We start from the raw sequence: 23,875 nt of genomic DNA on the forward strand, positions 1-23,875 counted from the left end.
GTCGCGCCCCGGGTCGCTTCGGCTCGGCCTTGCGATGACGAAGCGGCACAAAACCTGAGGTGATCAGCCGCCCCCGTCTCAGGGCGAGACGCTCCGCGGCGTGTAGACGAACGGAAGCCGCCCCGCCCGCTCGATCAGCCGCGTGGTCGGCGCTCCGATGATGACCATGGTCGCCATGTCGGCCGGCGCGGTGCGGGCCTCGTCCAGGGGCAGCACCCGCAGCGATTCGTCCGGTCGGGTCACGGCGCGGGCGAAGATGACCGGGGTCGAGGGCGGAAGGATCTCGGCGGCGAGCGCCAGCGCCCGGCCCAGCTGCCAGGGGCGTGCGGACGAGATCGGGTTGTAGAGGGCGACGCTGAGCCCCGCCCGCAGGACCGCCTCCAGCCGCGCGGTCACGACCTCCCAGGGCTTGAGGTTGTCGGAGAGCGAGAGCGCGCAGAAATCGCCGCCGAGCGGCGCGCCGAGGCGGGCGGCGGCGGCCAGCATCGCGGTGATGCCGGGCTCGACCCGGATGTCGAGGTCGCGCCAGTCCGCGGGGCCGTGCTCGACCGCCTCGAACACGGCCGCGGCCATGGCGAAGACGCCGGGATCGCCCCCCGACACCACGGCGACGTGCCGGCCGGACAGGGCCAGGTCCAGGGCGTAGCGGGCGCGGTCGACCTCGACGCGGTTGTCGCTGGCGTGGCGGGTCAGCCCCGCGCGCTCGGGCACGCGGGCGACGTAGGGGATGTATCCGATCAGGTCCTGCGCCCGGTCGAGGGCGGCGCGGGCCGATTCGGTGAGCAGGCGCGGATCGCCCGGCCCGAGGCCGATGATCGTGACGCTTCCCCCCTCACTCACGGGCGGCGGCCCTCGCCGGGCACCAGCACCATGGAGAAGTAGGGCGCGACGTCGTCCGCCTTCTCGGCGAGCGGAATGACCCGCTCGTCGGCCATGGTGCCGCGCTCGACATAGACCGCGCGGGCGAGGAAGCCGGTCTCGGCCAGCACGCCGCGCACCTTCGGCAGGTGGCGGCCGAGCTTCATGATGACGGCCGCGTCTGTTCCCTTCATCCGCTCCAGCAGCGCCGCGCGCGGCAGCGTCGCCGGCAGGATGGTGAGGACGTCGTCGCCCCAGGTGATCGGCGTGCCGGCCCGGGTCCAGCAGCCCGACATGCCGGTGACGCCGGGAATCACCTCGACGGGGAAGCGGTCCTTCAGGCGCCGCCACAGATGCATGAACGAGCCGTAGAAGAACGGATCGCCCTCCGACAGGATCGCCACGTCGCGCCCCGCGTCGAGGTGGTCGGCGAGCCGCCCGGCCGCCTCGTCGTAGAAACCGGCCAGCGCCGCGACGTAGTCCGGGTGCTCGGGGTGCAGCTCGGTGGTGTAGGGGTAGGCGAGCGGGAATTCGCGGACCGGATCACACACCACCGCGTCGGCGATGGTGCGGGCGTTGCCGCGCTTGCCCCGCTTGCAGAAGTGGACGAGCACGGGGGCGTGCTCCAGCACCCGCATCGCCTTCACGGTGAGGAAATCCGGATCGCCCGGCCCCATGCCGACGCCGTAGAGCGTTCCGGTCCTGGCGACGGCGGGGGTCTCGCCCGCGCCGTCCGCGGTCTCGGCCGGGGCGTCGATGCGCGGGCTCCCCTCCATCACTCGACCTCGTTCGCGAGCGCGTTGACGGCGGCCGCCGTCATGGCGCTGCCGCCGCGGCGGCCGTGGACCACGACGAAGGGCACGCGCCCGTCCCGCGCCAAAGCCTCCTTGGATTCCGCCGCGCCGACGAAGCCGACGGGAATGCCGATCACCGCCGCCGGGGGCGCGACGCCTTCGTCGAGCAGTTCGAGCAGGCGGAACAGGGCAGTCGGCGCGTTGCCGACGGCGACGACGCTGCCGGGCAGCTTGTCGCGCCACAATTCCATCGCGGCGGCCGAGCGGGTGGTGCCCATCTCCGCCGCGAGGCCCGGCACGCGCGGGTCGCCCAGCGTGCAGACCACCTCGTTCCGCGCCGGGAGCCGGGCGCGGGTGACGCCGTCGGCGACCATGCGCACGTCGCACAGGATCGGCGCGCCGGCCTTCAGCGCCGCCTCGCCGGCCGCGGCGAAACCGTCGGACATCTCGACGTCGCGGGGCAGGTCGGTCATGCCGCAGGCGTGGATCATCCGCACCACCACCCGTTCCGCCGCGCCGGACCAGCGGGCGAGGTCGGATTCGGCGCGGATCATCGCGAAGGAGCGCGCGTAGATCGCGCCGCCGTCGCGGATGTAGTCGTGGCGGGCACTCATCCCACGTTATCCTGGCACGTCATCCTGGCAAGTCGTCCTGAAACACGTCGTCCTGAAACACGGGGTCCAGCGCCGGAAGTCCGGCGGCTGCGGCCTTCCTTATCCGGTCCAGCGCCGCCTCGAAAGCGAGACGCGTTGCCGGCTCGCCAGAGGGGGGGCCGGCCAGCACCACGTCGTAGGCGCCATCGCGGCCCACCAGGGTGAGGTCGGCGGGGCCCGGATGGGCGCAGCCCTTGGCGCAGCCGGAGACGTGAGCGGTCAGCCCGGCGAGCGGGGCCAGCGCCTGCGCCAGCCGGGCGGCGTGGTCCGGCACCGGGGTGGTTCCGGAGCGGCAGGCCGGCGCGCCGGGGCAGGCGGCGACCCGGCGGCGCGGATCGTCCGGCGCCACGATGAAGCCGGCCCGCGCCAGCTCCGCCCGGAGGGCGGCGGTGCGGCGCGTCGGCGCGATCAGCGCGAGGCCGCGCTCCGCGCTGAGCCGCACGTCCTCCGTCCCGGCCAGCGCGGCGACCTGCTCCAGCCCGTCGGCGGTGCAGCGGCCGAACGGCGCCTGGACGAGGAGCGCCGAAATCTTGTCGCTCAGGGCGACAAGCCCCGGCGCGGCGGGGGCGGAAGTGAGCGCGAGCGGCGTCGGCTCGAACGGGAAGAAGCCGGCCACCGCCGCGATCACGGCCCGCTGGCGCGGATCGAGGTCGCGCACCCGGCGCCCGCCGATCTCGGGGAAGGCGGTCAGCGCGAGGCCGAGCACAGCGGCCGCCCGCCGCTCCGGCAGCACGCCGCACCGCAGGGGGCCGCCCTCGCCCGCGAGCCCGAAGGCGACCTGGCCCGGAGCTTCGGCGAACAGGAAGAAATCGGCCTCCGCCCCGCCGAGGCCGTGGGCGCCGCCGCCGTCGATCGCGATCAGGGTCTTGGGCGGCAGGCCCGGCACGGCGCGGCCCGCTGCCTCCACCGCGCGGGCGAGGGCCGGCACGTCGATTTTCTCGCTGCGATCGAGGCCGGCGAGCGGCGCGGTCAGCGTCAGGCGCTGCGGGCCGCCATCGGCCCGGGTGTCGCCGAGGCCGGCCTCCGCCAGGGCGCGGGCGAGGCGCGGCACGCTCGCCTCGCCGACGCCGCGGATCTGGAGGTTGCCGCGGGCGGTCACGTCGACATGGCCGTTGCCGTGGACGCGCGCCCCTTCGGCGACCGCGCGCATCTGCGCCGGCGTCAGGCGCCCGAGCGGCGGGTGGATGCGAGCGAGCAGCCCGTCGCCGGTCGGCATCGGCCGGGCGAGCGAGGGGCACCAGCCGCGGCGTGCGCCCTCGGGCAGGGTGCGGCGGGCGCTCATTCCGCCGCAACCATCGCGTCGGCCGGCGCGGCGTTGCGCCGGCTCTGCCACAGGCCGCGGGCACGAAGATCCTCGAAGCGTTCGAGGATGGCGCAGGTCGCCTCCGGATTGGCCGCCTTCAAGGCGTCGAAGGTCTCCGGGTCGGCGATCCAGGCGCCGTAGAGCCGGTCGAGATCGGGGCTCGTCACGGCGTCGGTCGCGGCGGCGAGCACGAACACCGCGTCGATGCCCTGCGCCAGTTCCTGCGCGCCGCGATAGCCGTGGCGGAGCTGGGCCGCGATCCAGCGCGGATGGGCGAGCCGGCCGCGGATCAGCCGGGCGACGTCCTCGCGGGCGGTGCGGGTGCGGGGCGACTCCGGGTTCGAGACGTCGAGGCTGTAGAGCGCGGGCGCCCTCCCCTCGCCGGACGCGGCGGCGAAGAACCCACCCATGGCGTCGGCCGCCGCATCGCCGTCCAGCAGGTCGCGCTCGGCCACGTCGAAGGCGTGGACATAGGCGTCCGCCGCCGCGACGCGGGCGGCGAAATCCGCGTCCGCCCCCTCCGCATCACCGTAGGCGTGGGTGGTGGCGGCGAGATAGGCCTGCCCGAGATCGGCCCGGTCCCCCCAGGCGCCGTCGAGGGCGGTCTCGGCCGCGCCCGCGCCGTAGCGGCCCGGCGCCGCGCCGTAGATACGGGCACCGGATTCGCCCCGGCGCCGGGCGGCGGCGAGCGGGTTCTCCTCGTCCTCCTCCTCGCGGGCGGCGACGGCGCGGGCGGCGCGGTCGAGCAGCGCCAGGGTCTCCGGAAAGGTATCGCGGAACGCGCCGGAGATGCGGCAGGTGACGTCGATGCGCGGCCGGTCGAGGAGGGCCAGCGGCAGCACCTCGAAGCCGGTGACGCGGGTCGAGGCGTGGTCCCAGACCGGGCGGACGCCCATCAGCGCGAGGGCATGGGCCACGTCCTCGCCGCCGGTGCGCAGCGTCGGCGAGGCCCACAGGTCCATGACGATGCGGGCCGGGTACTCGCCCTCGTCCTGAAGGTAGCGGCGCACCACCGCGTCGGCCGCCTTGGTGCCGAGCAGGGTCGCGGCGCGGGTGGGCAGGCTGCGCGGATCGAGTGTCGTCAGGTTGCGCCCCGTGGGCATCACGTCCCGGCGCCCGCGCGAGGGCGACCCGGCGGGGCCCGGCGCGACGAAGCGGCCGTCGAGGGCGGCGACCAGGGCGGCGCGCTCGGCCTCCGCGCTGGCGCGGACCGGCTCGGCGGCCTCCGGGGGGGCGCGGCCGAACACGTGCAGGCCGTCGCGGAACGGGGTCTCGCCGAGGTCGCACAGATGCGCGTCGAGCGCGGTCAGCGCGTCGGCCATCGGGGTGTCGCCGTCGATGCCCGCCCCCGCGAGCAGCCCGGCGGAAGCCGCCTCGTCGAGGATCGCCTCGGCGATCAGCCCGGCCCGGCGCGGATCGAGCACGCTCGCGGCGGAATATTCTTCCACGAGTTCGCGCAGCGCCGCGGCCTCGGGCGTCAGCCCGGCGGCCTCGACGGTGGGGGTGAGATGGCCGAGCGCGATCCCGCCGAGCCGGCGCTTCAACGGCGCGGCCTCGCCGGGATCATCGACGATGAACGGATAGACCACCGGCAGCGCCCCCACGGCCAGCGCCGGCCAACAATGGCCTGAGAGCGCCACCGCCTTGCCCGGCAGCCACTCGGTGGTGCCGTGGGTGCCGAGATGGATCAGCGCGTCGAAGCTCTTCCGAACGCCCAGGTAGAAGGCGAGGTAGGCGTGGGTCGGCGGCGCGTCGGGATCGTGATAGCCGGCCTTGCGGTCGGCGCTCCGGCCACGGTCGGGCTGGAGGAAGAGGGTGAGGCCGCTCGCACACTCCGTGTCGTGCGCATCCCCTCTCCCCGCGTGCGGGGAGAGGGCTTCGGCGACCCTGTCGTCGCCGAAGCGAGGCGGCAGCCGAAGGTGAGGGGGCTTGGCCGGGCGAGCCTCATCCTGCGCCGCCCCCTCACCCTCGCTACCGCTCGTCGCGCCGACGACAAGGCCGTCGCGACCCTCTCCCCGCGCGCGGGGAGAGGGGATCTGTGCGGCAGCAGCGTCCACCATCCGGAACCGGAATGCCCCGTCGCGGCAGAGCGGATCGTCCGCCGGCGCCCCCCAGCGCTCGGTGAGTTCCGCGCGACGCTCGTCCGGCAGTCCTTCGAACCACGCCGCGTAGTCGGCGAGCGGCACGCAAAAGCCCGGCTCGGCTTCGGTCAGCGCCGCCATCAGCGCACCCGCCTCCGGCAGTGCGCCCGCTGCGAACCCCGCCGCGGCGAGGTCGGCGGCGATGGCGCAGGCGCTCTCCGGCGTGTCGAGGCCGACCGCGTAGCCGGCCCGGCCGCCGCGGGCGGGGTAGTCGGACAGCACTATCGCCAGCCGGCGTTTTTCGCGCGATGTTCTTCGCAGACGAACCCAGGCCGCGGCGCGGTCGGCCAGCGCGGCGATGCCGGCGGGATCGGGCACGGCGCGCCGTTCCGAAAACCCCTCGACCGCCGTCCCCTCCTCCTTGAACGAGACCGGGAAGCCCGAGAGCCGCCCGTCGAATTCGGGGAGCGCCACCTGCATCGCGAGGTCGGCCGCGTTCATGCCGCGGCCGGAGGCCGCCCAGGCGGCGCGCGGGGCGCCCACCGTGTAGGCCTGGAGCACGGGGCAGTCGGCGGCGTCGAGCACGAAGCCGGCATCGTCGCGGGCGGAGAAGGCGGTGGCCGCGAGCACGATGTCGGGCCGGCGCCGCTCGAGCGCCTCACGCAGGACGGCGACGGCGGACGGGTCCTTCAGGCTCGACACCGCGAGGGTGACGCACCCTATGTTACGCTCGGCCAGGGCGGCGGCCAGCTGCACGGCCGGGGCCGTCTCGCCGGAGAGCACCGCCGAGCGGTAGACCAGCAGCAGCGCCAGCGGCCCGGGTCCTGCGGCCTGCATCGCCGCCTCGATCGCGAGCGGTCCGCAGCCGGGGCACCACGCGAAGCCGCGCGGCAGCGCCCGCGGCGGCTCCGGTTCGACGGCGGCGCCGGCTTCCGCCGCGAGGCTGCGCAGAAAATTCGTCAGGTTCTCCGGCCCGCCGGCGCGGAAATACGCGTCGAGGCGGGCGCAGGTCTCGGGCGGCAGGGTCGAGAAGGCGTCGAGGCGCGGGTCCGGCCGGTCGTCGCCGGGCAGCACCGCGAGCCGGATTCCGTTCGCCCGCGCGGCCGCGGCGGCGCGCTCGATGCCGTAGCGCCAGTAATCGAGGCCGCCGAGGCAGCGGATCACGCAGGTCTCGGCGCGGGCGATCACCGCATCGACGTAGAGATCGACCGACATCGGGTGGCGCAGCTGCGCCAGCTTGGCGAGCCGCAGCGACGGCAGGCCGGGCTCGGCCGCGTGCGCCCGCGCCACCGCCGCGAGGTCGGTGTCGGTGAACGACAGGAAGACGATCGCGCCCGGCGTCTGGCCGAGATCGACCGCCGCCTCGCCCTCGTCGAGGGAGACCGTATCGAGTCGGATCAGGTGCATGGCGCGCGCGCCCTCACGGCTCCAGGCGGGTCCGGGCCGGCTGCGCCCGCCCGCGCCGGATGCGCCAGACCAGCCGCAGGAGCAAGAGGGCCAAGAGGACGACGGGCAGCCAGGGCAGGCTCGCGACGGTGAACCGCAGGGCGGAGGCCGCGCTCTCGCCGAGGATCGGGCCGCTGCGGGCCCAGACCTCCTGCACCGGCGCGAAGGCCCCGGCCCGGGCCCGGCTGGTGCGGAAGGCCACCGTGACGATCTCGGTGTCCACGCGCTCGTCGAGGCCGCGGCGCGCCGCCTCCGCCTCCTCGATCTGGCTCTGGACCTGCGCCAGCTCGCCCGCGATCTTGATCAGATCCTCGGCCCGGTTGTCCGGCTTCTCGGCGAGCGCGGTCAGGCGGGTGCGGTAATCGGAGAGCTGGGCGAGCCGCCGGCCGGTATCGGTCAGGGCGGCGGTGAGATCCTCGGCGCGGGTCGCCTGCTCGATCAGCACGACGTCGCCCGCCGCCTCGCCCGGCAGGGGCGCGGTGACGAAGGCGACGTAGGCGGCGACCGCTTCGTGCGGCAGCCGCACCTGAACCTGGGCCTGCGGCTGGCTCGTGCCGCCGCCGTCGCGGATCGAGGAATTCAGCAGCGTGCAGGCCGCGGCCGCGTCGAGGCAGCGGTCGCGGGCGGCGGCGAAATGCGGCGCCACCCGATCCGGCGCGAGGCCGACGGTGAGGTCGTGGCGATAGGCGAGCTTGGCGGCCTTCCCGGCGGCTTTGTCCTGGCGCGCGGCGGAGACGAAGGGCGCGGGCGCCGCCGCGTCGGCGCTCCGGCTCTCGCCGCCCGCCTCGCGCCGGCTGTCGGAGCAGCCGGCGAGGAGGGCGAGCGTGGGCAGAAGCGCGAGCAGGAGCCCGCGCGGCCACCGCCTCCCGGCCGCGCCCCGGCTCATCCCCGCAGCGCGGCGGCGACCGCGTCCCGATCGAAGCCTTTCAGGCCGATGACGACGAGGCGCCCGTCGCGGGGCTCCGCGCCCTTCCACGGGCGGTCGTAATGGGCGGCGACGCGCCGGCCGACGCCCTGCACCACGAGGCGCATCGGCTTGGCCCTGACTTCTGCGAACCCCTTGATCCGCAGCACGCCCTCGGTCTCGGCCGCCTTCTCCACCCGCGCCGCCAGCTCTTCCGGGCTGCCGGCGACGCCGACGGGGATCGCGACCGATTCGAAGTCGTCGTGGTCGTGGTCCTCGCCCTCGCCGTGATGCGAGGGGCGGGCGTCGAGGTCGTCCTCCGCCGCCGCGGCGATGCCGAGCAGCACCCGCGCATCGAGGCGGCCGTGCTCGGTCGCGACGATCTCGACGGCGCGCGGCAGGTGCGCCTCGATCTCGGCGCGGACCTTCTCGCGGCCGGCCTCGTCGAGCAGGTCGGACTTGTTGAGCACCACGAGGTCGGCGCAGAGGATCTGGTCCTCGAACACCTCCTCCAGCGGGTTGTCGTGATCGACCGATTGGTCCGCGGCGCGCTGGTTGGCCAGCGCGTCCGGGTCCTCGGCGAACATCCCGGCGGCGACCGCCGGGCCGTCCACCACCGCGACCACGCCGTCCACGGTGACCCGCGAGCGGATCGCCGGCCACTGGAACGCCTGGACCAGGGGTTTGGGGAGCGCGAGGCCGGAGGTCTCGATCAGGATGTGCTCCGGCGGCTCGGGCCGGTCCAGAAGCTTGGTCAGCGCCGGGACGAAGTCGTCGGCCACCGTGCAGCAGATGCAGCCGTTGGGCAGTTCCACCACCGAATCCTCGGTGCAGCCCTCGACGCCGCAGGCGGCGAGGAACGAGCCGTCGAAGCCGAGATCGCCGAACTCGTTGACGATGATGGCGAGCCGGCGCCCGCGGGCGTTCTCGACGGTGTGGCGCACCAGCGTCGTCTTGCCGGCTCCGAGGAAGCCGGTGACGATGGTGCAGGGGATCTTCTCGACGAGGCTCATGATGGGGTGTCCCCTCGGGCCGCCCTGAGCGGCGGGATGCGGGCGACGACGCCCTTGCGGAAGGCTTCCGGCCGCTCGCGCCAGGGCACGACGCCGTCGGGCGTGTCGAGGTAGCGGCGCAGGCCCGCCAGGAGGGTGCGGGCGGACGCGCCGGCGTCTTCGAGCGCGTCGAAATCGCCGTAGACGTAGGTCCAGCGGTCGGGCGAGGTCACCGCCACGGTGCAGGGCCGCTTGCAGACCGAGAGGCACTCGGCGCCCGCGATCGTCAGGCCCGGCACCGGTTCCCGCTCGGCCTCCGCGAGGAGCGCGGCCAGCAGCTTGGCCCCCGCGCGCGGCTCGGACGGGTCGCCCGCCGCGCGGCAGGTGGTGCAGACCGACAGGATTGCGGTGTCGGGGTTAGGCCGGAAATCAGGCAGGGAGTCAGGCATGGGCACGGGCGCCCGCCGCGCGGCCGAACAGCCCCCAGGCCCAACCGTAGGCGAGCCCGATCACCGCCCAGAACACGAAGCCGATGGCGAGCGAGCGCGCGGCGAACTGCGCGGCCGTGGCCGGCGGCACCTGCGAGGAAACGGTATCGACCGCGTGCGGCGCCCCGGCGAGATGCGGCGCGACGATGAGGACGAGGCCGCCCAGGATCGTCAGCGGCACCCGCCGCACGGCGATCAGGTAGAGGCCGAGCCCGGTCGCCACCACCGTCATCAGCCACCAGGACTGGCGCAGCACGAGCGGCGCGGCGCCCATGCCCGGCAGTTCCGGCGGCAGGCCGATGGCGGGGGCGAGCGCCACCGCGAGGAAGCCGGCGATGCCGACCGTCAGACCGCTCTGCGGCGTCGGCTCGCGGCGCAAGGCCAGCATCACCGCCGCGAGCAGCAGTGCGTAGCCGACGCCGCCGACCAGCGTGGCGAGCCCGGTGAAGGCCATGCGCTGCAGGCCCGGCGCGGGCTGCCACTCGTCGGAGGTGGCATCGGCCTTGCCGTGATCGTGGCCGCTCCCCCCGTGGGCCGGCACGATCAGCGCGGCGAAGGGGGCATCGGAAGACGGCGCGAGGGCGGCGTGCGCGCCCTCGCCCTCGTAGGTCTCCGCCTGGAGGATCAGCGGGGAGGTCAGCGCGAGCTGCAGGCCCGTCGCGACGACGGACGCGAGGAAGCCGGCGACGAGGGCCGCCGACAGCAATCGGGTGATCATGGAACCGCTTGAAGCCGCTGGAACGCGCGCGCTCAGTGGCAGGGGAAGTTCTGCGCGTGGCGGAAATCGTGCGCCGCGTTGTGCAGCACCGTCGCCGGGGCGAAGCCCGCCACGAAGACGAGACCGAGGCCGAGGAAGGCGGCGACGAGGAGCGCGCGGGCGCCCTCAGCCGAGCGGGTGGCGGCCTGGGTCTGAAGGGTCGCTGTCGTCATCGGGTCACGGGCTCCGGCCGCCCCACCGGCGGCGTTCGAGGACACAAAACGCGGTCGGACGGCAGGTCTCCTGGCTCGCGGCTGGTGTCGCGCCTGCCGCCTTCCCGGATCGCCCGGTGGCTCGTGGCAGGAGCTCGCCGCTCACAGTTGCGGGGGCAGCCGCGGAATCGAGGTTTTTTCAAAAACCTCTCACCGCATTCCCTTTTCACCCCGTCGCCGGGGCACCGTCACCGGGCGGTCATAGCCTGATGCGGGCGGACGCACAACGTGCCGCGCACCGACTGACGGATCACGACGCGATCACCGCAGAGCCCACAGGAAGGCCGCGACCGCCGCCAGACCGAGCCCGCTGCGGACCGCGTGCAGCCGGATCCACCGCCGCATCAGCGGCGCCACGGCGGGATCGCTCTCCGCGGTGGCGAGCAGGGCGCGGTTGGTCGGCATGATCGCCAGCAGGGTGTAGGGCCAGTTGGCCAGCGCGAGCGCCGCCCCGAGCCCCCATCGCGGATCGCCCGTTCCCGCCCAGGCGAGCAGGCCGAGCGCGGTGGCGGCCAGCGCCAGCCCGCCCTGCATCCGCGTCGCCCGCCGATAGCTCGGGCGCCATTGCCGCAACTGGCAGCCCGGATCGAGGACCAGCCGGGCCGGATGCTCCACGAAGCCGACATAGAGCGCCGCGCCGGCAAAGGCCGCCGCCGTGACGAGGGCCAGTTCACCGATCAGCATCGTGGTCTCCCGGAAGTTCGCAAGCGCGCTCGCCGATGGTCCGCACCAGGGCGCGGGCCGCCTCGAGCGCCGCGGGGTCGAGATCGCGGGCGAGCGCCGCCGCCCAGGGGGCCTGCCGCGCCGCCGCCGCCGCGTAGGCGTCCCGGCCCGCGGGCGTGAGGAGGACGAGGCGGGCGCGGCGGTGGTGGGGGTTGTCGCCGAAGGTGACGAGGCCGTCGGTCGCCAGTTCGTTGACCGTCCGCTGCACGCCCTGGCGCGTCATGCCCATGTCGCGGGCGATGCGGGCGACCGGCAGGGGCTGCGCGGCGAGCGCGACGGCGCCGAGCACCTGCCAGCGGGCGCTGGTGAGGCCGAGATCCCCGACCAGACGGTCACCGGCGGCCAGCAGCGCGCCGCCGGACCGGAAAATCTCCAGCACCAGGGCGGTCGCGGCGTCCGCGGCTTCGTTCCTCGTCGATGACATGACAACATATTGTCTATTAGACAGCATGTTGTCAATATGTGGCCTTTGACGCCGGAGCGGCCCCTGGGGCAAAGGGGACGGATGCTTCAGGCCGCTCCCCGGATGACCCTGGTGCTCGGCGGCGCGCGCTCGGGCAAGAGCGCCTATGCCGAGCGGCTGATCGAGGTCTGCCCCGCGCCCTGGCTCTACATCGCCACGGCGCAGGCCTGGGACGACGAGATGCGCGCCCGCATCCACGAGCACCGGGCGCGGCGCTCGGACGCGTGGCGCACCCTCGACGTGCCGACGGCCCTGCCGGAGGCGGTGGCCGCCTCGACCGGGCCGGTCCTGGTCGATTGCCTCACGCTCTGGCTCACCAACCTGCTGCTGGCGGAGGCCGATCTCGACGCGGCCACCGAGGCCCTGGCGCGGGCCTGCGCCGCGGCGCCGGGCCCGCTGGTGCTGGTGGCCAACGAGGTCGGCCTCGGCATCGTGCCGGACAACGCGCTGGCCCGCCGCTTCCGCGACGCGGCCGGGCGGCTGCACCAGCGCCTCGCCCGCGACGCCGACCGGGTCGTGCTCACCGTCGCGGGCCTGCCGCTGACGGTCAAACCCTCACGAGAGAATCCCGCATGAGCGACGACGACAGCCGCCACCGCGAAAAAATGGCCAAGCGCAAGGCGGTGCAGGACGCCGAGGTCGCCTCCAAGAAGATCGAGAAGGGCCTGCTGATCGTCCATACCGGCCCCGGCAAGGGCAAGACGACGGCCGCGCTCGGCCTCGTGCTGCGGATGCTCGGGCGCGGCCACCGGGTCGGGGTGGTGCAATTCATCAAGGGCGCCTGGGACACCGGCGAGGCCCGCGCGCTGAAACAATTCGGCGACCAGATCGCCTGGCACGCGCTCGGCGAGGGTTTCACCTGGGAGACGCAGGACAAGGCCCGCGACATCGCCGCCTGCCGCAACGCCTGGGACACGGCGAAGACGCTGATGGCGGACGAGAGGATCCGCCTGCTCGTCCTCGACGAACTGAACATCGCCCTGCGCTACGACTATCTCGATCTCGACGCGGTGCTCGCCGACCTCGCCGCGCGGCGCCCCGACCTCCACATCGTCGTGACCGGCCGCAACGCCAAGCCGGCCCTGATCGAGGCCGCCGACCTCGTCACCGAGATGGGCAGCGTGAAGCACCATTTCTCGGCGGGGGTGAAGGCGCAGGAGGGGATCGAGTTCTGAGGGGGCGTCTGGTCTCGTGATTCTGCGGTCCGAACCCGATCAGATCGATAGTGCGACGGGTTGCTGAGGGTGGTTTGCGGATCGACAGCTTCCGCTTGGTGTCAGGCGAAAGCAGATCTTCGCTTTCAGGCGCATCTACAGGCTTCTCTTCCCTCGCCGGTCGATCAGAACGGTCTGCTGCCAACGGCTCGGAGCCTTATCGGTGCGATGGATGCAGCCCGCCCAGCAGCATGGCCGCTTCTTTCCCTCGAATAGTTCGTCTCTCATCCGCTCGATGCGGCGTCGGCGTGTCGTCGGCTGCTTCGCGTCTTCGACCCAGCAGATGAACTCGTTTCTCCCAAGCGGCGTCAGGCTCGCCCAAAGCTCGAGGGCGATCGCGTCCGACTGCAATGCCGCTTGCAGGTCTTCAGCAGCCTCGTGGACGGTCCCGTGCAGGAAATCGGTCACCACGAAGCTCCCCGCGTCGCGACACCCCCCGATCTAACACGGGTTGGTAAAATTCCGCTTTCAGGGCCGCTCGCTGAACGATCGGTCGTCCACTTCGGGTCGCAAGCAGCCCCTCGCATAGTCAAACGGAATGGGTCTGAACTCCGGGACCCCGCTATGGATATCCGCCCGATCCGCACGGACGCCGACCTGACCGAGGCTTTGAAGGAAATCGACCGGCTGTGGGGCGCCGCCGTGGGAACGCCGGAGGGCGACAAGCTCGACGTGCTGGCGACCCTCGCGGAAGCCTACGAGCGGGCGCATCATCCGGTGCCGGAGGGCGACCCCGTCGAAATCCTCCACTTCGCCATCGGCGAGATGGGACGCTCGCAAGCCGAGTTGGCCGAGCTTCTCGGCTCGCGCCCGCACGCCTCCGAGATCCTCAACCGCAAGCGCCCGCTCAGCCTGGAGCAGATCCGGCGGATCGCCGAGGCGTGGCGGCTGCCGATCGCCGCCCTGGCGAAACCCTAGACCATCGTCCTGGAGATCTGATCCAGGACGATGTTCCAGGGTCTTGTCTTTGCATCGTCTTTTTCCGAACGCCGGTGACCACCTTTCGGGACGATGCTCGATCGCCTCGACCGGGACGCGGTCCGAGCCGCGCCCCGTCCTCCAAACAATCAGTACTCGATGATGTCTTCGAGCGCGTAGTGCTTCACCGTCTTGCGGTTGGCGATCAGCTCGTCGATCGTCGGCTCGCCCTTCATGGCGCGGGCGATGGCGAGCTTCGTCGCCTCGTAGTTGGTGCGGTAGAGGTCCTTGCGGTCGAGGTTCTCGTCCTTGGCGCAGCGCTCGTCGAGCCAGATCGTGATGATCATGCACAGCTCGTCGAGATCGGCCTTCGGCAGGATGCCCTCGATCACGCAATCGACGATCGCGTCGCCGGTGGCCGCCTGGACCACGCCGCCGAGAAGCTCGGCGTACTCGGCGGTGTGGATCGTGACCTTGGTGGTCATGATCGTGGAGGGGCGCACGAGCTGGTTGAGGTCGCGCACCACGAACATGCGGGTATGGCCCTGGACCTGCCCCAGCATGCCGGCGAAGGCGTGGCCCACGGGGCCGCGGGTGGAGCCGATCAGCACCTCCGGCATCGCGTCGGTGAACTGCCCCTCGGCGGCGAGCACGGTCGCCTCGCCGGTGCGGAACCAGATCTCGGACATGTCGGTCATCCCTCAGGTGTCGTGTGATGGCGCGCCCGGCGGGCGGTCGGCGCGCAGACACCATCCCCGGCCACGCGCGTCAATCGTCGACCGACCACTCGTCGGTTCCGTGACAGCCCTTTGGCGGCCCCGCGCCGTCCCCCTGGTCTGCCATCCGAAAATCGCTCATGTCAGGAGCGCGCGAGACCGAAAGGACCGATTCGATGAGCGAGCCCGGCAAGGGCAGCAGGGGCGGCGGGCGAGGCGGCGAGAGAGCGGGCCGGGAGGCGGGCTGGAGCCTGTCCGCCACGGCGGAGGGCGAGGGCGTGCGCCTGGAACTGGGCCTGCCCGATCTCGGCGGCCGTCCCGTCACCGCGGTGATCCGCCTCGACCGGGGGGAGGCGCGGGCCTTCGCCCGGGCGCTGCTGGCCGCGGCGGGCGACGCGACCGAGCGGACCTTCTTCGGCCCGCAAGACACCTGACACGCGTCCCGAGCGCGCTCCCGATCAGCGCTGCGTGCGCCGTCCGGGCAGGCGCGGCACCACCGTCCCGCGCGTCTCCACCGGCGCGTCGCAGGCGTAGGAGAACTCGGTCTGCAGGTCGCTGAACACGGTCTCGCCGGTGATCCGGCAATCCTCGCGCACGGTCTCGTCGAGATAGGTGCGCGCCGCGGTGCGGAAGCGCGCGGCGCGCGTTTCGGCCGGGGGACGGCCCGCGCCGACCCGGCCGACATCGCAGCCCGTCACCTCGCGCAGGGTGTTCGACACCACCAGCACCCGGCGGCGCTGGCGGTTGTCGTAGATCTCGTAGGGCTCGTTGCAGCCGATCGTGACGACCTGCGGCACCTGGGAGACGTAGGTCTGGGAGATGTAGCCGAAGCCGGTACAGCCCGAGACGGAAAGGCTGGCGCCCAGCGCGAGCGGGAGCGCGAGCCGCCGAAAAGTCGTCGCCATCTGCCGCCTCATCCACGCGCCATCGTCCGCCCGTAAAAGGGCGGGAACCGGCGCATTGAAACAGTCCAGCTTGCCCGGTCAAGCCGGCCGGCCCGAGATCGCCCCTGCGCCGGCCTGCGCGGGCCGGCGCCGTCGGTCCCGATCCGTGGGGTGCCGCCCGCGCGGCGCGGCCCAGATGCTCCGTCGTCGGCCGAAATCGGCCGCACGTTCGAGGGCGCAAGATAGTCCTTCATGTTCGGACGGGCCCTGCGGAAGCAAAACCGTCGGCAACACGAAATATACGGATCATTATTCCGTTGACCGGGCGCGCTCGACGCGGCGACATTGACGTGCGGTCCGGCCTCGACTGCGCTCATCCGGAACAACCGCCCGAGCGGGCGGATCTTCGGCGGGCGAAAGCGGCGGCGGACGGCCCCAACCTTCCCGAACCCGTCCTGCCGGAGCCCCCGCGGCTCCGGACGATCTCGGCTGCCCGATCCGGAGCCTGTCCCGTGCTGCGCAAATCCGCCCTCCTGCTCGCCGTCGCCGCGGGCCTCCTCGCCCCAACGGGCCTCTCCGCCGCGCCGGACCCGGCGGCCAAAGACAGCGCGACGAAGCCGGACGCGACCCACAAAAATCCCCTCGTCTCGACCGAGTGGCTGGAGAAGAACCTCGATGCCCGGAACCTCCGGATCGTCGAGGTCAGCGTCGAGCCGGGCGTGTTCGAGCGCGGCCACATCCCGGGCGCCCAGAACGTCGTCTGGCACACCGATCTCGTCGAGACGGTGAGCCGCGACATCGCCGGGCCGGACAAGTTCACGGCGCTGGCCCGGCGCCTCGGCATCGACCGGGACACGACGGTGGTGCTCTACGGCGACAACAACAACTGGTTCGCCGCCTGGGGCGCCTGGGTGCTCGCCCAGTACGGCCTCGTCGACACCGTCAAGCTCCTCGATGGCGGGCGCAAGAAGTGGGAGGCCGAGAAGCGTCCCCTCGACACCCGCAGCGCCGAGGTCGCGCCCTCGGCCTTCACGGCGCAGGCGCCCTCGCCGAAGCTGCGGGCGCGCTTCGCCGACGTGCTGGCGGTGGCCCGGAAGGAGCGCGACGAGCAGATCCTCGACATCCGCTCGCCCGACGAGTTCAGCGGCAAGGTCATCGCGCCCCCCGGCATCCAGGAACTGGCGATCCGCGCGGGCCACATCCCCGGCTCGGTCAACATCCCCTGGGCCAAGGCGGTGAACCCGGACGGCACCCTGAAATCCAGGGAGGAGCTGAGGGCGCTCTACGCCGCGGCCGGTATCGACGGCTCGAAGCCGATCATCACCTCCTGCCGCATCGGCGAGCGGTCGAGCCATTCCTGGTTCGTCCTGAGCCGCATCCTCGGCTACGACGCCCGCAACTACGACGGCTCCTGGACCGAGTACGGCAACGCGGTGGGCGTGCCGGTGGTCAACCTCGCCGGCACCGTCTGGGGCGGCAAGTGAGGACGACGCGGTGAGGGCTGCCCATCCGGGAGAGGTGCTGCCTCTCTCGACCCGAAGCGTGGCTGCGCCCTTCGCCGCCGGCATCGCCGCACTCATCGCCGCCGGGCTCGCGGCGGCGGCCTGGCGCCTCTCGGGCGAGCCCGGCGGCACGCGGCTCGCCCTGTCGCTCGTCTTCGGCGCGCTGTTCGGCTTCGTGCTCCAGCGCAGCCGCTTCTGCTTCTACTGCCAGTGGCGCGACTGTCTGGTCGCGGGCGATCCGAGGGGGATGCTCGGCATCCTGGCGGCCCTCGCGGCGGGCGCGGCGGGCTACGCCGTGGTGCTCGGCGCCTGGATGCCGGACCCGTCGGGCAGCCGCCTGCCGCCGGACGCGCATATCGGCCCGGTCGGACCGGTCCTGGTCCTGGCCGGGCTCAGTTTCGGGGCCGGCATGGCGATCTCGGGCTCCTGCATCAGCGCCCATCTCTACCGCCTCGGCGAGGGCTCGCCGACGGCGCCCTTCGCGCTTCTCGGCACCGGGCTCGGCTTCGTCCTCGGCTTCCTGAGCTGGAACCCGCTCTACCTCGCCAGCCTCTCCGAGGCGCCGGTGCCGTGGCTGCCGCGCCATCTCGGCTACGGCCCGAGTCTCGCCCTGTCGCTGGCCCTGCTCGCGGCCCTGGCCTGGCCGCTCCTGCGCCGGCTGCCCGCACCGGAGCCGCCGGCCCGGCTCGACCCGTTCCGCGCCTTGTTCGTGACGCGCTGGCCGGTCTGGCTCGGGGGCCTCGCGATCGGGGCGCTCGGGACGCTCGCCTATCTCCGGGTCGGCCCGCTCGGCGTCACCGCGGAGATCGGCGGCCGCTCGCGGCAGGCGGCGGGGGCGCTCGGCCTGCTGCCGGACCGGCTGGAGGGGCTCGACACCTTCCGCGGCTGCGCCACGGCGGTGCGCGACGCGATCCTCACGCCCAACGGCCTGTTCGTCGGCGGCCTCGTCCTCGCCGCCTTGGCCGCCGCGCTCGTCGCCGGCCAGTTCCGGCCCGCCCTGCCGACACCGGGACAGGCCGTGCGCGGCCTCGCCGGCGGCGTGCTGCTCGGCTGGGGCGCGATGACGGGGCTCGGCTGCAGCGTCGGCACGCTGCTCTCCGGCATCATGGCCGGCGCCGTCTCGGGCTGGGTCTTCGGCGTCGCGATGTTCGCCAGTGCGGCGGGGACGCTGTGGCTGGGGCGGCGCCTGGGCCTGCTCGCCTGACGGAGCACGGGTCGCTCTTCCGTTCCCAGCCCCGATCCGCGATCATCCGGGAATGACCTGGGAAGACGTCCTCGCCGTCGGCCTGGCGCTGCCGGAGATGGAGGCCTCGACCTCCTACGGCACGCCCGCGCTCAAGCTGCGCGGCAAGCTGGTGACCCGCCTGCGGCCTGAGGACGACAGTCTCGTCCTCCTCGGCGTGCCGCCGGACGAGCGCGACATGCTGAGGGCGGCCGATCCCGCGACCTTCCACGTCACGCCCCATTACGAGGGGCACGCGATCGTCCTCGCCCGGCTGGCGGCCCTGGAGCCGGAGCGGCTCCGGCCCTTCCTCCTGCGCCGCTGGCGGGCGGTGGCGCCGAAGCGCCTCGTCGCGCGCTTCGAAGCCGCGCAGGGGCGGGCGTAACGAACCCCGTCCTCGCGACGAGGCGCCGACCGGTGCGCTCCTCGACGTCAGACCTCGTCGGCCCACGGCGCGCGTCCAACCTTTCTTGCCGCGGCGGAAAGACGAGAACCGCGGGTGAAACCTGAAATGGATCCCGATCAACCGATCGTTCACAGATCTCGTCGCTCTATGGCCGGCGACGCCGCCGTGGCGATCATTGTCGAAATGGCCGGGGATCGATGCGCGTCCGAAGTCTCTTCGTCTCGTGCATGGCGACCGTCGGCCTCGTCGCGGCGGGCTCGAGCTCCTTCATCGCGTGGCAGGAATGGCAGCGCTGGTCGCAGGCCGACGAAGCGCGCCAGCTCGTCGAGGTCCTGGGCGAGGTCGCCCGCTTCAACGAGCGCCTCGCGCTCGAGCGCGGCTCCTACAACCAGCTCCTGCTCTCCGACCGGGCCGAACAGCAGGCGATCCTGGCTTCGGCCGAGGCGAACCGCAAGGCGACCGAGGCCGTCACCGGGCGGATCATGGGCGCCGTCGCCGCGCTGCCGTCCGACAAGCGGGCCGGACTCGAGCGCGCCCTGCTGCCGACGATCCGCCAGCTCGACGAGACCCGTGCGGCCGCCGACCGCGAGATCGCCAAGCCGCTGAAGGAGCGCGACGAGCAGGCGGCGAAGACCTTCCAGAAGGCCCTGATCGCGATCGTCGCGCAGAACGCGAAGACGCTCGGCACGATGGAGATCGACGTCACCCGGAAGAACCCGGACATCGCCCGCGCGGTGCCGGTCGTCAGCCTCGCGATGGAGCTGCGCGACATCGGCGGCAGCCGCTCGATCTGGTTCAGCCAGTACGCGGGCGCGAAGCAGCGCTTCTCGCCGGGCCTGATCGTCCAGATCCACGAGATGAACGGCCGGATCGAGCAGGCATGGCAGCGGCTGCAGCGCAGCGTGCTGCAGGTCGAGACGGAAGGGCCCTTGATCGACGCCCTCACGCTGGTGGAGCGCAGCTTCATCGCCGATCCGGGCCAGGTGATGGCACGGATGTTCGCGGCCGGCCGCGACGGAACCGAGCCTCCGATGAGCCTCGTCGAGTGGCGGCCCCACACCACCACCATGCTCCAGTCGATCCTCACCGTCCGGGACGCCGCCCTGCGATCGGCGCTCGCCACGGCCGACGAAACGATCGCCTCGGCCCTGTACCGCCTCATCGCGGCGGGCGCGGCGGTGCTCCTCGTCGTCCTCTGCACCTTCGGCATCGTGGTGTTCCTCACGCGCCGCGTCGTGCAGCCGCTGGCCTCGCTGGCACGGACCATCACGCAGCTCGTCGAGGGCGCGCGGGACGTCGTGGTGCCCGGAACCGAGCGCCGCGACGAGATCGGCGAGATCGCCCGCGCGGTGGACGTCCTCAAGGCCCACGGTGCCGAGGCGGAACGGCTGCGGGGCGAGCGCGAGAGCCTGCGGCAGAACGCCGAGGCGGAGCGGCGCCAGAGCCTGGAGCGGACGGCGGACCAGTTCGGCAGCTCGGTCGGCGGCATCGTCGGGCAGGTCGCCACGGCGGCGGGTTCGTTCGAGGCGCAGGCCACGAGCCTCGCCGGCACGGCCCGGGAAGCCGACCTGCGCTCGGCGGAAGCCGCGCGGCTCTCGCGCTCGGCCTCGCAGAACATCGAGGCCGTGGCGGCGGCGGCCGAGGAACTCTCGGCCTCGATCGATCAGATCCGCGAGCAGGCGCGGGGATCCTCCGCGGCGGCCTCCGAGGCGGCGCGGGAGGCCTCCTCGACGGAAGCCAAGGTCACCGATCTCGGCGCCGCGGCGGCACGGATCAGCGAGGTGCTCGGCCTCATCCGCGGGGTGGCGGAACAGACGAACCTGCTGGCGCTCAACGCCACGATCGAGGCGGCCCGTGCCGGCGCCGCCGGCAAGGGCTTCGCCGTCGTCGCCTCGGAGGTGAAGGCGCTGGCGGGCCAGTCCGCCCGAGCCACCGACGAGATCGCGGCGCATATCGGCTCGGTGCGCGTGGCGACGACGGAGACGGTGCAGGCCATCGCCAACATCACGCAGGCGATCCGGCGCGCCAACGGCATGGCGGAAGCGATCGCCTACGCCATCGACGAGCAATCGACGGCGACCCAGGAGATCGCGCGCAACATCGCGGCGGCCTCGCAGGGCATGCGTCTGGCGACCGGCGAGATCGAGTCGGTCATCGACGCCTCCAACGCCACCGGGCGGGCGGCGGACATGGTCCTGCAGGACGCCATCGCCCTGAACGGGCAATCGACCCAGCTCCGGAGTTCCGTCCACCACTTCGTCGGTTCGATCCGGGCCTGACGCGCCGGCCCCAGGCGACCGGCCGGAAAGGGACCGGCCGGAGCGCATTTTTTAACATCTCCGGATCGCGGAAAACGCGCCAAGCTACTGATTTTCCGCACGTACTTCACGCGAGCCGGCATCCACCCCGCTCGACAATGCTCTAGCCCCGCGAAATGATCTCGCGGATGCGCAGGCCCAGGGTCTCGACCACGAACGGCTTGGTCAGCACCGCCATGCCGGGCTCCAGCTGGCCGTTGCCGACCGCCGCGTTCTCGGCATAGCCGGTGATGAACAGCACCTTGAGATCGGGGCGCGAGACGCGGGCGGCGTCGGCCATCTGGCGGCCGTTCATGCCGCCGGGGAGCCCCACATCGGAGATGAGCAGGTCGATGCGCACGTCCGTTTGCAGGACCTTCAGGCCGGCGGCCGCGTCGGCGGCCTCGATCGCGGTGTAGCCGAGATCCTCCAGCACCTCCGTCACCAGCATCCGCACGGTCGGCTCGTCGTCCACCACGAGCACCGTCTCGCCCTGCTCGGCCCGGGGCGCGTCCACCAGGGATCCGAGCGGATCGGGCTCCTCGGCCTCGCCGTGGAACCGCGGCAGGTAGAGGCAGACGGTCGTGCCCTCGCCGGGCTCGGAATAGATCCGGACCTGCCCGCCGGTCTGCTTGGCGAAGCCGTAGATCATCGACAGGCCGAGACCCGTGCCCTGGCCGGTGGGCTTCGTCGTGAAGAACGGATCGAACGCCTTGGCCCGCACGTCCGGGGTCATGCCGGTGCCGGTATCGGTGACGCAGAGCGACAGGTACGGGCCCGGCGGCATGTCGTGCTGGCGCGCGGCCGCCGCGTCGAGCCGCTTGTTGGCGGTCTCGATGGTGATGCGCCCGCCCTCCGGCATGGCGTCGCGGGCGTTGATGCAGAGGTTCAGGAGCGCGTTCTCGAGCTGCGGCGGGTCGACCAGGGAGGGCCAGAGCCCGGCCGCGCCCACCACCTCGATGGTGATGGTGGGGCCGACCGTGCGGCGGATCAGATCCTCCATGCCCCTCACCAGCCGGTTCACGTCGGTCGGCCGCGGGTCCAGCGTCTGGCGGCGGGAGAAGGCGAGCAGGCGGTGGGTCAGCGCGGCGGCGCGCTTGGCCGCCCCCTGCGCGGCGCCCATGTAGCGGTCGACGTCCTTCAGCCGGCCCTGGGCGATGCGGGTCTGCATCAGCTCCAGGCTGCCCGAGATGCCGGCGAGCAGGTTGTTGAAGTCGTGGGCCAGCCCGCCGGTGAGCTGGCCCACCGCCTCCATCTTCTGGCTCTGGCGCAGGGCCTCCTCGGCCTCGGCCAGGGCGCGGGCCTGCTCCTTGATCGCGGTCACGTCGCGCACCGAGGCGTAGATGAGCCCCTGGCGCGGCACGGTGTTCCAGGAGAACCAGCGATAGCCGCCGTCCCGGGCGCGGTAGCGGTTCTCGAAGCCGAGCTGCATCTCGCCGCGGGCGAGGGCGGCGGCGGCGGCGCGCGTCCGCTCCCGGTCCTCGGGATGGACGAAGTCGAGGAAGGGGACGGCCTTCAGCTCGGCCTCGCTCCAGCCCAGCGCGACGCTCCAGGCCGGGTTGAGACTGACGAAATGGCCACTCGAATCGGCCACGGCGAGAAGGTCGCTCGACGCCTGCCAGATCTGGTCGCGCTCCGCGGTGCGCGCGGCGACCTGCTCCTCCAGGGTTTCGTTGAGCCGGCGCAGGAGCACGATGGCCCGGTCGCGCTCCGCCGCGACGGCGCGGCGCTCCTCCACGTCGATCAGGACGCCGGGGAAGCTCAGCGGCGTCCCGTCGGGGGCGTGGTCGACCCGGCCGTTGGCCTCGATCCAGTAGTAGCGGCCGTCCGCCCGCCGCACCCGGTACTGGTGGGCGTAGGCGCCGCCGCGGGCGATCGCCCCGTCGATCGCCTCCGCCAGGGCCGCCTTGTCGTCGGGATGGACCGTCTCGACCACCTGGGCGAGGCTCAACCCCTCGCGGCCGAGCGCCGGGTCGAGGCCGAAGGCGCGGGCGAAGGCCTCGTCCACGGTGAAGCGGTCGGTCGGCAGGTCCCAGAACCACGTGCCGACGATGGCGCCGGCCGAGAGCGCGAGCCGGACCCGCTCGGCGTTGACGCGGGCGAGCGCCTCGCTCTCCCGCAGCCGCCGCTCGACCTCGACCCGCTCGGTCACGTCGAGTTCGGCCACCACGCCGCCGACGATGGTCCCAGAGCCGTCGCGGATCGGGGCGGCGTTGTTGAGGAACAGCCGCCGGCCGCCGCCGTCGAAACGCTCGATCTCCACGAGTTCGCCGCGCACGGTCTCGCCGTTCAGGAGGGCGCGGGCCATGCCCCATTCCCCGGCGCGCAGGCGCTCGCCGGTGTCGGGCCAGTAGCCGACCCAGTCGCCGTAGCCTTCCCAGCTCGCGGTCTCCGGCGGGATGCCCCAGATCTCGCGGTTGGCGGCGTTGTCGCGCACGATCCGCCCCTCCGCGTCGGCGATGATCACGCCGACCGGCAGTCGCTCCAGGGTCGCCGACAGGAGGGATTCGCTGCGGCGCAGGGCCGCCTCGCTCTCGCGCTGGCGGGCCTCCGTGCGGATGCGCTTCGTCGTCTCGTTGGTGAAGATGAACAGGCCGGCGATGCGGCCCTCCCCGTCGAGCACCCGCGAGTAGGAGAAGCTCCACCACGTCTGCGCCTCGCCCCGGTCGGTGGCGAGCGTCCAGGGCAGATCCTCGAAGTGGCGGCTCTTCCCGGCGAAGGCGTCGTCGATGATGGGCTTAGCCTGATCCCAGGCATCGGCCCAGACCCGGTCGAAGCGCTCGCCCATCGCCCAGGAGAGGCGGGGGCCGAGCAGCGGGAAATAGGTGTCGTTGAAGAAGAAGTGCAGCTCCGGCCCCCAGGCCAGGATCATGCTCTCGGGCGAGTTCAGGATGAGGCTGAGCGCCGTGCGCAGGGAATCCGGCCAGGTCTCGGGCCGTCCGAGCGGATGATCCGTCCAGTCGCGCTCGGCGATCATGCGGGCGGCCTCGCCGCCGCCGGCCAGGAACGGAGGTAAGTCGGTCATGTCCGAACGGCTTTACA

At 73.0% G+C, this 23,875-nt stretch carries 24 protein-coding genes and 1 riboswitch; of the genes, 8 read left to right on the forward strand and 16 right to left on the reverse strand.

Features of this window, described 5'->3' with window-relative positions:
- Nucleotides 1–78 precede the first annotated feature (78 nt).
- From cobJ to ABS772_RS10435, 12 genes are all read right to left on the reverse strand, one after another.
- A complete protein-coding gene (cobJ, locus tag ABS772_RS10380) occupies nt 79–840 on the reverse strand; it encodes a precorrin-3B C(17)-methyltransferase (RefSeq protein WP_350394273.1) in 762 nt (253 codons plus the stop codon).
- Complete coding sequence (locus ABS772_RS10385; RefSeq protein ID WP_350394275.1) at nt 837–1,634, reverse strand: precorrin-2 C(20)-methyltransferase; 798 nt, start codon at nt 1,632–1,634, stop codon at nt 837–839. Before ABS772_RS10385 ends, cobJ begins: the two co-directional genes overlap by 4 nt.
- Complete coding sequence (locus ABS772_RS10390) at nt 1,634–2,266, reverse strand: precorrin-8X methylmutase (RefSeq protein WP_350394277.1); 633 nt, start codon at nt 2,264–2,266, stop codon at nt 1,634–1,636. Before ABS772_RS10390 ends, ABS772_RS10385 begins: the two co-directional genes overlap by 1 nt.
- A gap of 19 nt (nt 2,267–2,285) precedes the next feature.
- Complete coding sequence (cobG, locus tag ABS772_RS10395; protein ID WP_350394279.1) at nt 2,286–3,587, reverse strand: precorrin-3B synthase; 1,302 nt, start codon at nt 3,585–3,587, stop codon at nt 2,286–2,288.
- Nucleotides 3,584–7,096 carry a cobaltochelatase subunit CobN gene (gene cobN / locus ABS772_RS10400; RefSeq protein ID WP_350394281.1) on the reverse strand — a complete coding sequence of 1,171 codons (3,513 nt, stop codon included), beginning with the start codon at nt 7,094–7,096 and terminating at the stop codon, nt 3,584–3,586. The genes cobG and cobN overlap by 4 nt, the downstream gene beginning before the upstream one ends.
- Nucleotides 7,097–7,109: 13 nt before the next feature.
- Complete coding sequence (locus ABS772_RS10405) at nt 7,110–8,021, reverse strand: DUF4349 domain-containing protein (RefSeq protein WP_350394283.1); 912 nt, start codon at nt 8,019–8,021, stop codon at nt 7,110–7,112.
- The gene (gene cobW / locus ABS772_RS10410; protein WP_350394285.1) at nt 8,018–9,052 is read right to left on the reverse strand and encodes a cobalamin biosynthesis protein CobW; all 1,035 of its coding nucleotides are present in this window, start codon (nt 9,050–9,052) and stop codon (nt 8,018–8,020) included. Before cobW ends, ABS772_RS10405 begins: the two co-directional genes overlap by 4 nt.
- Nucleotides 9,049–9,480 (reverse strand): DUF1636 domain-containing protein, encoded by a 432-nt coding sequence (locus tag ABS772_RS10415; RefSeq protein ID WP_350394287.1) that lies wholly within the window; start codon nt 9,478–9,480, stop codon nt 9,049–9,051. Before ABS772_RS10415 ends, cobW begins: the two co-directional genes overlap by 4 nt.
- Nucleotides 9,473–10,237: a CbtA family protein gene (locus tag ABS772_RS10420; protein ID WP_350394289.1), complete on the reverse strand. Its 765-nt coding sequence runs from the start codon at nt 10,235–10,237 to the stop codon at nt 9,473–9,475. Before ABS772_RS10420 ends, ABS772_RS10415 begins: the two co-directional genes overlap by 8 nt.
- Before the next feature lie 32 nt (nt 10,238–10,269).
- Complete coding sequence (locus ABS772_RS10425; RefSeq protein ID WP_350394291.1) at nt 10,270–10,449, reverse strand: CbtB domain-containing protein; 180 nt, start codon at nt 10,447–10,449, stop codon at nt 10,270–10,272.
- Between the two features lie 43 nt (nt 10,450–10,492).
- A riboswitch (cobalamin riboswitch) is annotated at nt 10,493–10,693 on the reverse strand.
- 56 nt (nt 10,694–10,749) lie between these two features.
- Nucleotides 10,750–11,172, reverse strand: a complete 423-nt coding sequence (locus ABS772_RS10430) for a DUF1772 domain-containing protein (protein WP_350394292.1) — start codon at nt 11,170–11,172, stop codon at nt 10,750–10,752.
- Nucleotides 11,159–11,635, reverse strand: a complete 477-nt coding sequence (locus tag ABS772_RS10435; protein ID WP_350394294.1) for a MarR family winged helix-turn-helix transcriptional regulator — start codon at nt 11,633–11,635, stop codon at nt 11,159–11,161. Before ABS772_RS10435 ends, ABS772_RS10430 begins: the two co-directional genes overlap by 14 nt.
- An 81-nt stretch (nt 11,636–11,716) precedes the next feature.
- On the opposite strand from ABS772_RS10435, the gene cobU reads away from it, so the two are divergent.
- Nucleotides 11,717–12,250 carry a bifunctional adenosylcobinamide kinase/adenosylcobinamide-phosphate guanylyltransferase gene (gene cobU / locus ABS772_RS10440; RefSeq protein WP_350394296.1) on the forward strand — a complete coding sequence of 178 codons (534 nt, stop codon included), beginning with the start codon at nt 11,717–11,719 and terminating at the stop codon, nt 12,248–12,250.
- A complete protein-coding gene (gene cobO, locus ABS772_RS10445) occupies nt 12,247–12,849 on the forward strand; it encodes a cob(I)yrinic acid a,c-diamide adenosyltransferase (protein ID WP_350394297.1) in 603 nt (200 codons plus the stop codon). The genes cobU and cobO overlap by 4 nt, the downstream gene beginning before the upstream one ends.
- Before the next feature lie 135 nt (nt 12,850–12,984).
- On the opposite strand, the gene ABS772_RS10450 is transcribed toward cobO, so the two are convergent.
- Nucleotides 12,985–13,299, reverse strand: coding sequence for a YdeI/OmpD-associated family protein (locus tag ABS772_RS10450; protein ID WP_350394299.1), 315 nt, complete (start codon nt 13,297–13,299; stop codon nt 12,985–12,987).
- 153 nt (nt 13,300–13,452) lie between these two features.
- On the opposite strand from ABS772_RS10450, the gene ABS772_RS10455 reads away from it, so the two are divergent.
- On the forward strand, nt 13,453–13,806 hold the full coding sequence (locus ABS772_RS10455; protein WP_350394301.1) for a helix-turn-helix domain-containing protein: 354 nt from the start codon (nt 13,453–13,455) through the stop codon (nt 13,804–13,806).
- Nucleotides 13,807–13,955: 149 nt separating this feature from the next.
- Here the strand turns inward: ABS772_RS10455 and fae are convergent, their stop codons facing one another.
- Nucleotides 13,956–14,495 (reverse strand): formaldehyde-activating enzyme, encoded by a 540-nt coding sequence (gene fae, locus ABS772_RS10460; protein WP_238256391.1) that lies wholly within the window; start codon nt 14,493–14,495, stop codon nt 13,956–13,958.
- A gap of 203 nt (nt 14,496–14,698) precedes the next feature.
- Here fae and ABS772_RS10465 point away from each other — a divergent pair, with 203 nt between their 5' ends.
- Nucleotides 14,699–14,956 (forward strand): hypothetical protein, encoded by a 258-nt coding sequence (locus ABS772_RS10465; protein ID WP_238256382.1) that lies wholly within the window; start codon nt 14,699–14,701, stop codon nt 14,954–14,956.
- A gap of 24 nt (nt 14,957–14,980) precedes the next feature.
- On the opposite strand, the gene ABS772_RS10470 is transcribed toward ABS772_RS10465, so the two are convergent.
- A complete protein-coding gene (locus tag ABS772_RS10470; RefSeq protein ID WP_350394303.1) occupies nt 14,981–15,427 on the reverse strand; it encodes a hypothetical protein in 447 nt (148 codons plus the stop codon).
- 491 nt (nt 15,428–15,918) lie between these two features.
- Here ABS772_RS10470 and ABS772_RS10475 point away from each other — a divergent pair, with 491 nt between their 5' ends.
- The 4 genes from ABS772_RS10475 to ABS772_RS10490 all read left to right on the forward strand — a co-directional run bounded on the left by ABS772_RS10475 (nt 15,919) and on the right by ABS772_RS10490 (nt 20,815).
- Entirely contained in the window at nt 15,919–16,890 is a 972-nt protein-coding gene (locus ABS772_RS10475; protein ID WP_350394305.1) for a sulfurtransferase, read from the forward strand.
- A 10-nt stretch (nt 16,891–16,900) separates the two neighbouring features.
- Nucleotides 16,901–18,112: a YeeE/YedE family protein gene (locus ABS772_RS10480; RefSeq protein ID WP_350394307.1), complete on the forward strand. Its 1,212-nt coding sequence runs from the start codon at nt 16,901–16,903 to the stop codon at nt 18,110–18,112.
- 52 nt (nt 18,113–18,164) lie between these two features.
- Nucleotides 18,165–18,515: an MmcQ/YjbR family DNA-binding protein gene (locus ABS772_RS10485; protein ID WP_350394309.1), complete on the forward strand. Its 351-nt coding sequence runs from the start codon at nt 18,165–18,167 to the stop codon at nt 18,513–18,515.
- Between the two features lie 218 nt (nt 18,516–18,733).
- Nucleotides 18,734–20,815 (forward strand): methyl-accepting chemotaxis protein, encoded by a 2,082-nt coding sequence (locus tag ABS772_RS10490; RefSeq protein WP_350394311.1) that lies wholly within the window; start codon nt 18,734–18,736, stop codon nt 20,813–20,815.
- Between the two features lie 142 nt (nt 20,816–20,957).
- Here ABS772_RS10490 and ABS772_RS10495 read toward each other — a convergent pair whose 3' ends face one another.
- The gene (locus tag ABS772_RS10495; RefSeq protein ID WP_350394313.1) at nt 20,958–23,858 is read right to left on the reverse strand and encodes a PAS domain-containing hybrid sensor histidine kinase/response regulator; all 2,901 of its coding nucleotides are present in this window, start codon (nt 23,856–23,858) and stop codon (nt 20,958–20,960) included.
- Nucleotides 23,859–23,875 lie beyond the last annotated feature (17 nt).

Source organism: Methylorubrum podarium, assembly GCF_040270385.1.
GTDB classification, from domain to species: Bacteria; Pseudomonadota; Alphaproteobacteria; order Rhizobiales; family Beijerinckiaceae; genus Methylobacterium; species Methylobacterium podarium.